Annotated in this window: 14 protein-coding genes; 12 read left to right on the top strand and 2 right to left on the bottom strand. The window is 38.4% G+C overall.

Features of this window, described 5'->3' with window-relative positions:
- Positions 1 to 103: 103 nt before the first annotated feature.
- Positions 104 to 1,729 (bottom strand): methyl-accepting chemotaxis protein, encoded by a 1,626-nt coding sequence (locus NSQ71_RS03540; RefSeq protein WP_340732907.1) that lies wholly within the window; start codon positions 1,727 to 1,729, stop codon positions 104 to 106.
- Between the two features lie 206 nt (positions 1,730 to 1,935).
- Between NSQ71_RS03540 and NSQ71_RS18470 the strand changes: the two genes are divergently transcribed.
- Entirely contained in the window at positions 1,936 to 2,019 is an 84-nt protein-coding gene (locus tag NSQ71_RS18470) for a putative holin-like toxin (protein WP_375338799.1), read from the top strand.
- Here the strand turns inward: NSQ71_RS18470 and NSQ71_RS03545 are convergent.
- Positions 1,988 to 2,158, bottom strand: a complete 171-nt coding sequence (locus tag NSQ71_RS03545; protein ID WP_158640191.1) for a hypothetical protein — start codon at positions 2,156 to 2,158, stop codon at positions 1,988 to 1,990. The two genes, NSQ71_RS18470 and NSQ71_RS03545, sit on opposite strands and share 32 nt — an antisense overlap.
- Before the next feature lie 292 nt (positions 2,159 to 2,450).
- Between NSQ71_RS03545 and NSQ71_RS03550 the strand changes: the two genes are divergently transcribed.
- The 11 genes from NSQ71_RS03550 to NSQ71_RS03600 all read left to right on the top strand — a co-directional run bounded on the left by NSQ71_RS03550 (position 2,451) and on the right by NSQ71_RS03600 (position 14,552).
- On the top strand, positions 2,451 to 4,520 hold the full coding sequence (locus tag NSQ71_RS03550; RefSeq protein WP_340732909.1) for a bifunctional aldolase/short-chain dehydrogenase: 2,070 nt from the start codon (positions 2,451 to 2,453) through the stop codon (positions 4,518 to 4,520).
- Positions 4,521 to 4,935: 415 nt separating this feature from the next.
- On the top strand, positions 4,936 to 5,706 hold the full coding sequence (locus NSQ71_RS03555) for a DeoR/GlpR family DNA-binding transcription regulator (protein WP_066246791.1): 771 nt from the start codon (positions 4,936 to 4,938) through the stop codon (positions 5,704 to 5,706).
- 126 nt (positions 5,707 to 5,832) lie between these two features.
- Entirely contained in the window at positions 5,833 to 6,261 is a 429-nt protein-coding gene (locus NSQ71_RS03560; RefSeq protein WP_063389250.1) for an RbsD/FucU family protein, read from the top strand.
- A gap of 66 nt (positions 6,262 to 6,327) precedes the next feature.
- Entirely contained in the window at positions 6,328 to 7,380 is a 1,053-nt protein-coding gene (locus NSQ71_RS03565; protein ID WP_340732911.1) for a xylulokinase, read from the top strand.
- Complete coding sequence (locus NSQ71_RS03570) at positions 7,380 to 7,856, top strand: FGGY-family carbohydrate kinase (RefSeq protein ID WP_340732913.1); 477 nt, start codon at positions 7,380 to 7,382, stop codon at positions 7,854 to 7,856. Before NSQ71_RS03565 ends, NSQ71_RS03570 begins: the two co-directional genes overlap by 1 nt.
- Positions 7,857 to 7,891: 35 nt before the next feature.
- Entirely contained in the window at positions 7,892 to 8,560 is a 669-nt protein-coding gene (locus NSQ71_RS03575; protein WP_066246789.1) for a transaldolase family protein, read from the top strand.
- 60 nt (positions 8,561 to 8,620) lie between these two features.
- Positions 8,621 to 10,126 carry a sugar ABC transporter ATP-binding protein gene (locus NSQ71_RS03580; protein WP_327873231.1) on the top strand — a complete coding sequence of 502 codons (1,506 nt, stop codon included), beginning with the start codon at positions 8,621 to 8,623 and terminating at the stop codon, positions 10,124 to 10,126.
- A 66-nt stretch (positions 10,127 to 10,192) separates the two neighbouring features.
- Entirely contained in the window at positions 10,193 to 11,191 is a 999-nt protein-coding gene (locus NSQ71_RS03585) for an ABC transporter permease (protein WP_063389247.1), read from the top strand.
- Between the two features lie 104 nt (positions 11,192 to 11,295).
- Positions 11,296 to 12,252, top strand: coding sequence for an ABC transporter substrate-binding protein (locus tag NSQ71_RS03590; protein WP_339195662.1), 957 nt, complete (start codon positions 11,296 to 11,298; stop codon positions 12,250 to 12,252).
- A 146-nt stretch (positions 12,253 to 12,398) separates the two neighbouring features.
- A complete protein-coding gene (locus tag NSQ71_RS03595; protein ID WP_340732915.1) occupies positions 12,399 to 13,049 on the top strand; it encodes a class II aldolase/adducin family protein in 651 nt (216 codons plus the stop codon).
- A gap of 30 nt (positions 13,050 to 13,079) precedes the next feature.
- Positions 13,080 to 14,552 carry a rhamnulokinase gene (locus tag NSQ71_RS03600; RefSeq protein WP_063389245.1) on the top strand — a complete coding sequence of 491 codons (1,473 nt, stop codon included), beginning with the start codon at positions 13,080 to 13,082 and terminating at the stop codon, positions 14,550 to 14,552.
- Positions 14,553 to 14,575: the final 23 nt, after the last annotated feature.

Below are 14,575 nucleotides of genomic sequence, written 5' to 3' on the forward strand. Positions count from 1 at the left end.
TGGGGGATCTCCCTTTTGCATTTTCGATTATTCCTGCAAATATTCGCTTCTTGACGATGTGATTTTTAATAGTAAAGAGAAAACCCCCAGTCAATCAAGACATTTATTGTAATTGAAAGCGGTTTAAAATTTTTTGAAGATGTATGACAGCATCGGAAAGAATAACCGATTCCTTTGCAAGCTCATGGATCCCTTCAATATGTTCCTCCAATGCTGCCGTTGTTTCGTTGACTGTGTTGGTGAAATCATGTGCGATTAAGTTTACATTTTCTATTAAACCTTTTAAATTGTTGCCGTTTTCACGAATGTTTATGACGTTTTCTCGATTATGCTTTAACAGAGAATGAATGTCTGAAAACATTCGCTTAAATGTCTGCATGCTTTCTTTTGTTCCAGATATAGACAAGGAAGCTTGATCAACACTTTCTTCATTTTTTTTGACGGCAGTAACGGCATGAGCTAAATCATTTCTCGTTTCTTCCAACGAAGATAAAATTTTAGCCGCAAAAGAATTTGTATCATCTGCCAGTTTGCTCACTTCTGCAGCTACAATCGCAAAGCCTTTTCCAGATTCACCTGCTCTCGCTGCTTCAATGGAAGCATTTAATGCTAAAAGGTTCGTTTGCTTGGCAATTGCTGTGATCGCAGAAGCCATTTCCATCGCTTGATCCGCTTTTTTGGATACCATTTGGATGAGGGAAGTTGCCTTTTTCGTGTCATTTTCAATATTTAGCATAAGCTGTTCCGTTTTTTCAATCATTTGTTGCCCTTCATCTGCTGAACGCATCGTTGATTGAGCGTATTCAACAACACGTTCAATTTCCGATCCCATATTTGATACACCTTCTATCATCGAATTTGCCAGTTCGCTAACTTTTTTAAACGAATCGGTCTGCTGTTTGGAGCCTTCGCGGAACACTTCCATTGTTGCAGCAACTTCATCAAAAATTTCCGATAAGCGATTCGCTTCTTTTTTTTGATCTTGACTGACCTTCTTGACAGTTTTGACGGCATTGGCAAACTCGCCTAAAATCGACCGGATTCCAAAAATAATTTTATTAATTTCATAACCTATTTGATGAAACTCATTGCGTTTGCCGACAATATCTACTTCGACATGAAGGTTGCCAGATGATACAGTACGTGTGACGTTATACCATTGTCTAAGATTAGAAGTGAACGAGCGGTAAACAAAGAAGTTGTTTACTGCACTTACGCAAATAGTTACGAAAAATAAAATAATTGCTTGACGAAAAGATAATTGCATAAATAAAGCTGTCATGAGGCAAAGAAAGCTTGGCAAAAACGATAGCATGGCAAAATTCATTTGCAAATACGGGCGATGAATGAGTCTTCCTAACCGGATATTATAACGTTTTCCAGTACTGTCTGTAACGAGCGGACAGCTCGCATCAACAAGAATTTCTCCTGTATCACGGATATACAGCTGCAAAAGCGGTTCTTTTGTTGTAGCGGCTTTTTTGCCGACCTCATCCGAAAATACTCTTCCTTCACGAAGGCGATTGGTATGTAGCGGAGAATATCCTGTTTCATCTACGACCAAAAAATATTCGTCTTGGTCCAGCCTTTCATCGAACGTTTTTCGAATTTTGTCGAGCTGTTCGGTTAGCGGAAGCTGAGGATCTAGCTGTTTCTTAATGATATCGCTTACATGCACGACTTTTTTGAGTGCTTGTTGAGCAGCTTTTTTCTTTATTAAACGGCTCATACTTCTCCCTCCCCTTACTACAAATGTATACCCCATTTACAGAATTTTCAATAATTATTTGCTAAAAATTTAATTTCTAGTAAAAAAGGAACAAATGTTCTGTTTTTTATAGATTCAAAATTTAGTATTTGATATAATGAAAATGCAATAGAACGGTAGACTCAAGGGTGGTTGGCATTTACCCCGTACAGAAAGGGGGTGTGCCGATGACAGTATTCGAAGCGTTAATGTTTGCGATCAGTTTTTCAAGCCTTATAATTACAATGCTGTCAAATCCGCAAAAAAAATAATCCACCCTTGAGTTGATAGCAGTGGTGGATTATTTTTTACCTGCTGCCTGATCCCCTTGAAGGGAACCGTCTGTTGCAGGGCCAAAGGTGTCGCAGCACCTTTGGTCGTCTGGTTGTTGATGCAATTTTTCAACTTCATTATACATTATTCCCCTCGTCTTGTAAAAGAGAGCAACTATATGATCCTGCCTGATTATATTCCCTTCATATTTTGATCCCTTTTTTTTATGTTGATTTACCTTTTATTTTTCCCTTGATTGAAAAATCCCAAAATAATAGACGTGAAATCAACAAGTAAACAATATACATTTCAAACCTTAGCTATAAATAAAATATTCAAAACAAAAAAACAAAAATAAAAAAATATATTCAATAATAAACAATCATATGTTATATTTAAAATAAATAAAAACAAAAATGGAGGTCAACAGATGGTCAAAAGTTTGTGGGATTCAGAAAAAGCTAAGAAATTGTCGGAAGGTTTAGAACAGTTAGTCTACCGTTCCAATTTAATCGGAGCTGATCGCGCTGTATGCAACTGGGGCGGAGGCAACACTTCAATGAAAACAATTGAAAGCGATTTCCGCGGCCGTGAAATTGAAGTCATGTGGGTAAAAGGAAGCGGTTCAGATTTAGCGACAATGAAAGCGCACAATTTTACAGGACTTAAATTGGACGATATCCGCCCGCTTATAGAACGAGATGAAATGTCCGACGAAGAAATGGTAGCTTATTTATCTCATTGCATGATTGATCACAAGCATCCACGCCCTTCGATTGAAACTTTGCTGCACGCATTTCTTCCGTTCAAGCATGTTGATCACACGCATCCTGATGCGATTATCAGCATTTGCTGTGCGGACAACGGAAAGCAAATTGCTGAGGAGATTTACGGCAACCGATTTGTTTGGGTGCCTTACGTGCGTCCTGGATTTACGCTTTCCAAAATGATTGCTGAAGGCGTGAAAAACAACCCGAATGCAGAGTTAGTGTTGATGGAAAAACACGGCTTAGTCACATGGGGCGATACTTCAGAGGAATGCTATGCAAAAACGATTTCTATTATTAATGAAGCAGAAAACTATATAAAAGAGCGAATCGATGAAGAAAAAGCATTTGGCGGATTAAAATATAAAGCCCTTTCCAAAGATGAAAGAAAAGAAATCCTAGCGGAAATACTGCCAGTTATTCGTGGTGCTGTAAGCGATGAAAGAAAAATGATTTTAACTTGGGATGACGGAGAGGATGTTCTTCAGTTTGTTAACAGTCGAAACGCAAAAGAACTTTCTCAAATAGGCGCAGCATGCCCTGATCATTTAGTTCACACGAAGCGGGTTCCTTTATACATCGAATGGGATCCGCAAACAGAAAATAAAGAGCAATTAAAGGAAAAAATAAAAGAAGGAGTTTCCAATTATAAAAAAGACTACAAAGCTTATTTTGAGCGGAACAAAAACGAAGGGGACAAAATGTTTGAAGCTGCCCCTAGAGTAATCTTAATTCCTGGTATTGGAATGGTGAATACAGGGAAAAACGAAAAAATGTCAAGGATCAGCGGAGCTCTTTATCATCGCGCCATCGCTGTCATGAAAGGGACAGATGCGATCGGGAAGTTCGTCTCATTAAACGAAAATGAGTCTTATAATGTAGAATATTGGCCGCTTGAGCTCTACAAATTAACGCTTGCTCCGCCAGAAGCAGAATTTTCGCGCAAAGTGGCTTTTGTCACAGGCGGTGCAGGAGGAATTGGCAGTGCGACGTGCCGACGTCTAGCCAGCGAAGGCGCACATGTTGTTATCGCTGATTTAAACATCGAAGGAGCAGAGGAAAAAGCTAAAGAAATTAACGAAAAATATGGCGAAAATCGTGCAATTGCCGTCAAAATGGACGTAACAAAAGAGGAAGAAGTGCAAGCTGCCTTTAAAGAAGCTGCCCTTGCCTTCGGCGGAGTCGATATTATTGTCAACAACGCTGGACTTGCTACATCCAGTCCGTTCGATGAAACAACTTTGCAAGAATGGAATTTAAATATGAACGTTCTTGGTACAGGATACTTTTTAGTAGCTCGCGAAGCGTTTAAACAAATGAAGGCGCAAGGTATTGGCGGGAATATGGTATTTGTTGGCTCGAAAAATTCAATTTATGCTGGAAAGAATGCGGCTGCTTACAGTGCTGCAAAGGCGCTTGAAACTCATTTGGCAAGATGTATTGCTGCTGAAGGCGGCCAATACGGAATACGTGTAAACTCCGTTCTTCCGGATGCCGTTCTTCAAGGCTCTGCAATATGGGATTCCAAGTGGCGTGAAGAGCGTGCAAGAGCTTATGGAATTTCACCGGATGAATTAGAAGATTATTATAAAAAACGAACAACATTATTAGTAAATGTGTATCCTGAAGACATTGCAGAGGCGATTGCATTTTTTGCATCTTCTAAAGCTGAAAAAACAACAGGATGCATGATCACAGTTGACGGAGGTGTTCCAGCGGCATTTACTAGATAATCTTTCGACAATACAAAAGAGCAATAGCCTATTGGCCATTGCTCTTCATGAAAATTCTCCACATAACAGTTATCGGTTATTATAACGAATTCGTGAATAAGAAAGATTTAATCATTGCAGCAGGTCATCCCCCTTCAACAACGTACGGAGACTTAACCATCAGGAGGCTTCCGGAAAGCGGAAAAGGGCATAAAAACCTTTTCCGCTTTAAAAGATAATAGATGCGCTGTGAGAAAACTGCTTTGAGCCTGATGCGCTAAAAATATTGGTGACAATGATTTAATGATTCATTTTATAATGTGGTATATTATTTTCTGGCAGCGCTTGAAATCTTTAGGACATATTGGGGTAATGTGGTATATTATTTTCTGATAACTATTGAAAAACTTTTGAACATATTGGGGGGACGTGCAAGGTGCTTGTAGCCGAAAGACATAGGAAAATAGTTGAAATCGTTAACAAAAAATTAAGTGTACGAGTATCGGAGCTTAGCAAAATGTTTTCAGTCACGGAGGAGACGATACGAAGAGATTTAGAAAAGCTGGAAAAGGAAGGGAGGCTTCTGCGCAGCCACGGGGGAGCGGTCAGCATTGAAAGAGACCAGCAGCTCGAATTGTCCTATTTAGAACGTGAAGTCACAAATGCCAAAGAAAAAAAAGCAATCGCTGCAGAAGCAGTTAAGCTCATACAACCAGGAGACCAGATTGTTTTAGATGCAAGTTCGACGGCATGGTATATGGCAAAGGAACTGCCGAATGTACCGCTAACAGTTATAACAAATTCCATTAGAGTAGCAATTGAATTAAGTGTCAAAGATCAAATTAAAGTAATGTCAACCGGCGGAATGCTCTCTTCAAAATCGTTATCGTATATTGGTCCTCTCGCAGAACGATCTTTGGAAACATACCATGTCAATAAAGCTTTCCTATCCTGCAAAGGTGTGCATCTTGAAGGCGGTCTCAGCGATTCGAATGAATGGCAAGCATTAATAAAAAAGCAAATGATGGAGATAGCAGATAAAACCATTTTACTAGTTGACTCCAGCAAGTTTGGCGTTCGGACGTTCGCTTTAATCAATCATATTGAGAAAGTGGACGAAATTATTACAGATTCCAATATCCATCCAGCATATAAAAAAGAGTTTGAGGGAAAAAACACAAAAATCACAATCGTTCCTTTATCGTAAAAGGAGTCAAATTGTTTCAAAATAAAACAAAAAAAACAAAAAATTTTTTATAATAACACTCTTTATTTTTTTTGGTATATTTGATAATATAAAAACAAACAAAAATAAACAAAGGTTGTGTAAGCGTTGTTAAAAGGTATTCCAAAGAATCTTTCTCCTGAGCTGTTAAAAATTTTGATGGAAATGGGCCATGGTGACGAAATTGTCATTGCAGACGGGAATTTTCCGGCAGCAAATTTTGCTCAAAGATTGGTTCGAGCTGACGGACATGGTGTTCCTGAGCTGTTGGATTCTATCTTAGATTTGTTTCCGTTGGATACTTTTGTGGATAAACCGGTGGCTCTCATGCAAGTAGTAAACCAAAATGAAAGCAAACCGGCCATTTGGGACGAATATAAAAAACTTCTGGAGAAAAAATGTTCCGAACCATGGGATATAGAATTTATGGAGAGATTCAGCTTTTATGAAAGAGCCAAAAATGCTTATGCAATTATCGCAACGAGCGAGAGTGCGCTTTATGCCAATATCATTTTAAAAAAAGGTGTCATTTCATAATAGATTTCATTGGGAAACTAGTACATTTTCCGTTCAAGATGGAAGCGATAGGATGGTGGAGACAATATGGTGCAAAAATTTATTCTTGCTCATGATCTTGGGACAAGCGGAAATAAATCCACATTAATATCGCCGGACGGTGAAATCATAGCTCATACTACCTATCAATATTCCACCATTTTTTTGAAGCAGCATTGGGTTGAACAAAATCCGAATGATTGGTGGGATGCCGTGGCAAATGCATCAAAACAACTTATTTCAGAAGCAAAAATTGATCCGAAACAAATTGCATGCATTACGTTCAGCGGCCAGATGATGGGGGCTGTCCCAGTCAATCATAAAGGAGAAGCTGTAAGAAATGCAATTATTTGGGCTGATATGCGTTCGGCGCAAAAAACAGAAGCAATTGCAGAAAAGATAGGAATGAAAGAACACTATGAAATTACTGGAAACAGATTATCCCCATCCTATTCTGCAGCAAAAATTAATTGGATTCAAGAAAATGAACCAGCTGTTCATAAAGAAACATTTAAATATTTACAAGCAAAAGATTATATAATTGCTAAACTAACGGGTAAATTTGCCACCGACTATTCTGATGCAAGCGGCACGAATCTATTAAATATTAAAAAGAAAGAGTGGTCGGAAGAATTAATAAAATTATGGCAAATTGATGATGAAAAATTGCCTGAGATTTTGCCTTCAACAGCGGTTGTTGGTGAAGTTCATTCAAAGGCGGCGGAAGAAACAGGTCTGATGCCTGGTACACCTGTTGTAATGGGCGGTGCAGATGGGTGCTGTGCTGCATTAGGTGCAGGTGCGATTGATGAGGGAGATATTTTTAATTACATTGGCTCTTCTTCCTGGATCTCATTTTCGTCATCTCGTCCAGTTTTTGATCAAGAAATGCGGACATTCAATTTTATCCATTTGGATGAAAATAAATATATTCCCATCGGAACGATGCAAGCAGCAGGGACTTCCTTTCAATGGTTAAGAGACATACTGTTTCAAGACGTTTTGAAAACGGATGCAGCGAAGCATATTTATGAAATGATGAATGAAGAGGCTGAAAGCTCACCAATCGGCTCCAATCAATTGATTTTTCTTCCGTATTAATGGGGGAGCGGTCTCCTTGGTGGAATCCAAACGCAAAAGGCAGTTTCATAGGATTAACGATCAATCATAAACGTTCTGATTTGATTCGTGCTGTTTTGGAAGGGATTTCAATGAATTTAAAACTTATTTTCGATGCTCTGCAAGAAAATTATGATCGGCCATTTCAAGACATATGGCTGTTTGGAGGCGGAGCGAAAAGCAGAATATGGCGGCAAATGCTGGCTGATCTTTTCGGTGTTACCATCCGTATACCGAAAATTTTGGATGAAACGACCTCAATGGGCGCTGCGGTTGCAGGCGGTGTAGGAGTAGGCCTTCTGAAAGATTTGACAGCAGCGAAAGCTTGGTGTGTTGAAGCTGAATCATTTGAACCAGATCAACACAACCATCAATCTTATCAAACAGCTTTGAAAGCGTTTGAACAAGTTTATAAACAAGTGGAGCCGATTTTTAATCAATGGAACGGGGTTGAATAAATGTACAAACAATTGTGCGAGAAAGGGGGAAAATCATGGACATTTATTTAGACACCGCAAATGAACAAGAAATAGAATTTGCTTCAAAATATGGATTTTTAGCAGGGATTACAACAAATCCAAGCATTATTTCAAGAGAAAATAGAGAGTTTCGGCAAATTATTGTGGATATTTCCTCCAAAATTAATGGAGAAGTCTGGTGCCAGGTAACAGGAGAAACAGCTGAAGAAATGATCCTTGAAGGGAGAGAAATGTCCACATGGGGAAAAGATATTGTCATTAAACTCCCGATGACTGAAGAAGGATTATCCGCAGCTTATCAATTGAAACAGGAAGGCATAAAGGTGAATATGACTCTTATTTATACACTGCCTCAAGTTGTATTAGCTGCCAAAGCAGGGGTGGATTTTATAAGCCCTTACATCGGAAGAATGGATGATCATGCGATTGACGGGCTGCAATTTATTAAAGAGGCAAAAGAAATTATTCATCAAATGCATGCGGAAACGAAAGTTATTGGAGCAAGCATCCGAAATCCGCAGGTTGTCGTTGATCTTGCAAAATCAGGCGCAGATGCTGTAACGATGCCATTTTATATTTTTAAGAAAATGTTTGCGTCAGATCTTACAAATATCGGGTTAAAAGGGTTTTTAAATGATTGGAAGCAGTATCAATCCGCGAAAAAATCTGAAAAATCTTATTAATGTAAAAGTGGAACAAAAATTCAGGACGGATAATGACAGTTACGTAAAGTAGGTGATAGGATGTCAGCTCAATTACTAAGAATGGAAGGGATAAGCAAAAGTTTTCCTGGAGTAAAGGCATTATCAAAAGTTCGACTGGATTTAAATTATGGGGAAGTTCTAGCATTAGTTGGCGAAAATGGTGCTGGGAAATCGACTTTAATGAAAATTTTGTCTGGAGTCTATCAAAAAGATGAAGGTGAAATCTACTTAGAAGGCAACAAAGTTGAAATTCCTAATGCGAAAGCAGCACAGGAAATGGGCATTAGCATTATACACCAAGAACTAAATTTAATGCCTGATTTAACGGTTGCCCAAAACATTTTTATTGGCAGGGAGCCTCGCACCGGATTTAATTTCTTTTTGAAGGAAAAGGAATTGAATGAAAAAACAGCCGAGTTGCTTGAGAAACTCAATATTAATTTAAATCCTAAAGAAACAGTATCAGATTTAACAGTGGCAAAGCAGCAGATGGTGGAGATTGCGAAAGCGTTATCTTACAATGCGAAAATTATCGTGATGGACGAGCCAACTGCCGCATTGACGGAATCTGAAATTAAAACATTATTTGATTTAATTGAAAATTTAAAAAACAAAGGTGTTGGCATCATTTATATTTCACACAGAATGGAAGAATTGAAAGTCATTTCTGACCGAATAACAGTCATGCGTGACGGTCAATACATCGACACGTTATATACGAAAGATACAGATATGAAAAAGGTAATTTCGTTAATGGTAGGCCGTCACATCCAGGATGAATCTCGCCCTACAACGACGGTTTCAAAAGAGGCTGAAACAGTCCTGGAAGTGAAAAACTTATCGACCAAAAACTTTTTAGAAAATATCAGCTTTACTTTGAAAAAAGGAGAAATTTTGGGCTTTGCCGGTTTAATGGGAGCTGGACGCACAGAAGTAGCAAGAGCCATTTTCGGTGCTGACAAAATCGATGAAGGGCAAATTTTTATCAATGGAAAAGAAGTGAAAATCAATAAGCCTGAAGATGCAGTAAAACACGGAATTGCCTATTTGTCTGAGGACAGAAAACGATATGGCTTAATGCTTGAAATGGACGTGAATTCGAATATTTTAATTTCTTCACTGAGCAATTATGTGAATTGGCTGACCTTTGTCAATGACTCAAAAGGATATGTAACATCAGAAGAGTATGTAAAGTCGCTGAAAATTAAAACGCCAAGCATCAAACAGCTAGCGAAGAATTTATCGGGAGGAAACCAGCAAAAAATTGTCATTGCCAAATGGCTTGCTAAAAACTGCGACATTTTAATCTTTGATGAACCTACACGCGGAATTGATGTTGGGGCGAAAACTGAAATATATCAGCTGCTAAATGAACTGGCTCAGCAAGGAAAATCCATTATTATGATTTCTTCCGAATTACCGGAAATATTAAGAATGAGCCATCGAATCATCGTCATGTGTGAAGGAAGAATCACCGGAGAGTTGACAAACGAAGAAGCATCTCAAGAAAAGATTATGGATTATGCAACACGAACTAGATCATAAATTGGAGTCCGATTTAAGTATCATTTATGTCAAAAGGATTTGGAATACAAAACGAGGAGGATCAATATGAGTACAGGAACTGCACCTAACACAGAAACAAAAAAGAGTGGAAATCTATTAAAATCCAATGCACTGCAACAAATATTGGCATTTGCTAGTTTAATTGTACTTATTCTGTTTTTTACCATTTCCTCCGATAACTTTTTAAATTGGACTAATATTACTGGGATATTATTATCAACGACAGTTATCGGAATCATGGCGTTAGGAACTACATTTGTTATTATGACTGGAGGAATTGACCTTTCCATTGGTACAGGAATGACGCTATGTGCTGTTATGACAGGGGTATTTATCGTCTTTTGGGATTTGCCAATTATAGTCGGCATTTTAGGCGGAATTCTGACTGGTGCATTAATGGGATTTATAAGCGGATTCAGTGTTTCAAAATTAAAAATTCCTCCATTTATTGCAACATTGGCGATGATGATGATCGCGAAAGGATTAGCACTTGTTATTTCAGATGCAACTCCAATTTATTTTAGTGATAAACCTAGCTTCAGTGAAATTGCATTAGGTTCAATTATACCAGGATTTAATTTGCCTAACGGTGTCCTAATTTTCATTATTATGGCAATTATTGCAGGAATTTTATTAACGAAATCTATTTTTGGCCGCTTTACAACTTCTATTGGAAGCAATGAAGAAGCGACAAGATTATCCGGTATCAATACGGATAAATGGAAAATCATCATTTACACGGTTGCAGGTGTGTTTACAGGAATAGCAGGAGTTTTAATGGCTTCAAGGCTTAATTCAGCACAGCCTGCTTTGGGAGCCGGGTATGAGTTGGAAGCAATTGCAGCTGTCGTTATCGGAGGGACTTCGTTAAGTGGTGGTAAAGGAACTATTTTAGGAACAGTTATTGGGGCTCTTATTATGAGCGTATTAACAAACGGTTTGAGAATTATGTCAATCCCTCAAGAATGGCAGACAGTTGTTGTTGGATTTGTCATTTTGGTTGCAGTTTATATCGATATTATCCGTCGAGGCAAAAGCAGTTAAATTCCGTTTTTTATCTCTAGTTACAAACTAGAGTTAAAAAATAAAAAAATTATAAGGGGGAAAATTCAGTGAAGAAATGGTTGTTAACTCTATGCGGTATTTTAATGTTGTCGCTCATTTTGTCAGCATGCGGAAGCTCCTCGAAAAACGAGAGCGAAGGAAGCTCTGAATCCGCAGGAGGCGACAGTGGAAAACCCTATATCGCTATTGTCTCTAAAGGATTCCAGCATCAATTCTGGCAAGCTGTTAAAAAAGGTGCTGAACAAGCAGCAAAAGATTTTGACGTAAAAATTACGTTTGAAGGTCCAGAAAGTGAATCTCAAGTCGACAAACAAATTGAAATGTTAAGAACAGCTATTGATAAAAAGCCGGATGCAATTGGTTTTGCTGCTCTAGACAGCCAAGCATCAATTCCTTTATTAAAAGAAGCGGATGAAAAAGGTATTCCGATTATTGCATTTGACTCAGGGGTTGACAGCGATATTCCTTTGGCAACTGCATCTACAGATAACAAAGCTGCTGCAGCGTTAGCGGCAGACAAAATGGCTGAAAAAATTGGAGGCAAAGGAAAAGTTGCGCTAATTGTTCATGACCAAACAAGTATAACTGGTGTTAACCGCCGAGATGGATTTGTTGAGAGAATAAAAGAAAAATATCCAGATATTGAAATTGTCGACATTCAATATGGCGACGGTGACCAATTAAAATCTACAGACTTAGCGAAAGCAATCATCCAAGCGCACCCTGACTTAAAAGGGATCTATGGTGCAAACGAAGGTTCAGCTATCGGTGTAATTAATGCAGTAAAAGAAATGAATAAACAAGGCAAAATTGTTGTCATCGGCTTTGACTCTGGTAAACAGCAAATTGAAGCGATTAAAGACGGTACAATGGCAGGAGCCATTACACAAAATCCGGTCGGTATCGGCTATGAAACAGTAAAAGCTGCTGTTCAAGCAATCAATGGCGAGAAAGTAGAAAAGGTTATTGACACAGGATTCTATTGGTATGACAAAACCAATCTTGATAATGAAGAAATTAAATCTGCCATTTACGAATAATAACCTGAAAGCTGGGGATGCATTTTGCAGCCCCAGTTATACAAATACTTGAAGGGGAAAAAGATTAACCAGCTCATAAAAACAGGGTGAAACGAAACTTAAAAATTGTTTTCAAGATGATAAACATATACTAGAGGTGGAATTTAATGTCATCAGTAATCGGAGAACTAAAAAAATATGCACATAAAATTGTAGATGCTGGTTTAGTTGTTGGAGCCGGTGGAAATCTCAGCATGCGTGATGGTGAATACATGTACATTTCACCAAGCGGCTTTGATTTAAAGGAGATTGAAGATGATCAATGGGTTAAAGTAAAAATTGACACTGGAGAAGTTTTTGGAGATTTAAAACCTTCCTCCGAATTGCTCATGCATTTAGAATGCTTTCGGCGAAATCCAGAAATCAATGCAGTGTTGCATGCGCATCCTAGCTACTCTGTTGGAGTCTCTAGTGCAGGGAAAGATATCCCAATGCTTTTCCCCGATTTTCCTGCAATGGTAAAGAAAGTTTCCTACTTAGATTATATTATTCCTACAACCAATCTTTTAGCAGAAGCTGTTGGAGAAGTCATCCATGACAGCAATGTCATTGTGATGAGGAATCATGGGGTGCTCACAGTCGGCAAAACGATGAAAGAAGCATTTTTTTATATGCAATTAACCGAAGAATCAGCCAAAGTATTTACCATCGCTTCAACTGTCGGTACTCCGAGAATTTTAACGGAACAAGAGTGCGAAGATTTACGAAATTTATCATCCGAAAAGTATCGGGCCAGTCTGTTAAAGAAGAAGTCATAAACAGGCTTATTTTACGGGAGTGCGTATGACATGAAAAGAGTACTAGCTTTTGATTTGGGTGCTTCGAATGGTCGATTAATACTCGGAGAATATGAAAATAAAAAATTAAACATAACAGAAATTCACCGTTTTCAAAATAACCCCATCACGATCGGAGATCATTTGCATTGGGATTTAAACTACTTATTTACTGAAATGAAAAAAGGAATAAAAAAATTTGTCGAGGTTTATGGAAAAAGGATCGATGGAATTGGTTTTGATACGTGGGGAGTAGATTTCGGTCTCATTTCCGAGGAAGGAGATCTATTAGAAAACCCGTATTCTTATCGGGATACACATACCGTTCTCTTTATGGATGAAGTCCATGAGAAGATAGATAAGAAAAAACTTTTTCAAATGACTGGCGTAGAGCCAGCTGCCATCAATACGCTTTATCAGCTGTATGCGATTTTGAAAACAAGGCCTGAGCTAATAGAAAAGGCAAAATATATATTAATGACACCGAGTCTGTTCGCCTATTTGTTTACAGGGGAAATCAAAAATGAATTTACAATCTCGTCGACTTCTCAACTATTAAATTGGGAAAAAAAAGATTGGGATGAGACGATTTTAAATAAGCTGTTTGCAGATAAGGTGAATTTTGCACCTCTGGCAGAAACGAATCGCATTTTGGCCAAAACGAAAGCATCTATTAATAAGGAATTAGGGATCGATCCGGCCAATGTCATCGCGGTTCCAGGACACGATACAGCTTGTGCTTTAGGTGCCATGCCGATCCAAAATGATCAAACAAGCTGTTTTATGAGCTGCGGAACATGGGTGCTGATCGGTGTCACGGTGGAAAAGCCGGTTGTTTCAGATGAAGCTTATGAATGGGGCTTCACAAATGAAGGAACATTTGACGGGAAGTTCCGTTTGCAAAAAAACAATACCGGCTTATGGTTTATTCAACAGTGTAAAAAAGAATGGAACGATAATGGCGAAGGCATCTCCTATGAAGAAGAAAGCCGGCTGATAGAAGAAGCAGAACCGTTCCGTTCTTTTATAAATCCAAATGATCCATCGTTTTTTAACCCGCCAAGCATGCTGAAGGCTATTCAAGATTATTGTCAAAAAACTTTACAGCCTATTCCGGAAACGAAAGGGCAATTTTTGAGATGTATATTGGAAAGCTTAGCTTTTCAATACCGTTTCGTGATCGAACGGCTGGAAAATTTAATCCATCATAACATCCGGTCGATTCATATGGGAGGCGGGGGAATACAAAACAAATGGTTTTGTCGATTTATTGCTGGCGCCGCAAAGCGTACCGTTTATGCAGGGCCGGTGGAAGCCAGCGCAATCGGCAATATGCTTTCTCAATTAATTGCCCTTGGAGAAATTGCAGACTTAGAAGAAGCAAGAAAAATTGTTACCAACTCCTTTAGCTTTAAAACATATGAACCCGAAAACTGTGATCATTGGGAAAAACATTATAAATCATTTCTAGCAATCATTAAATAAATAACATACAGGAGGAATGAAAG

The organism is Aeribacillus sp. FSL M8-0235, from assembly GCF_038000355.1.
GTDB lineage: Bacteria > Bacillota > Bacilli > Bacillales > Aeribacillaceae > Aeribacillus > Aeribacillus composti.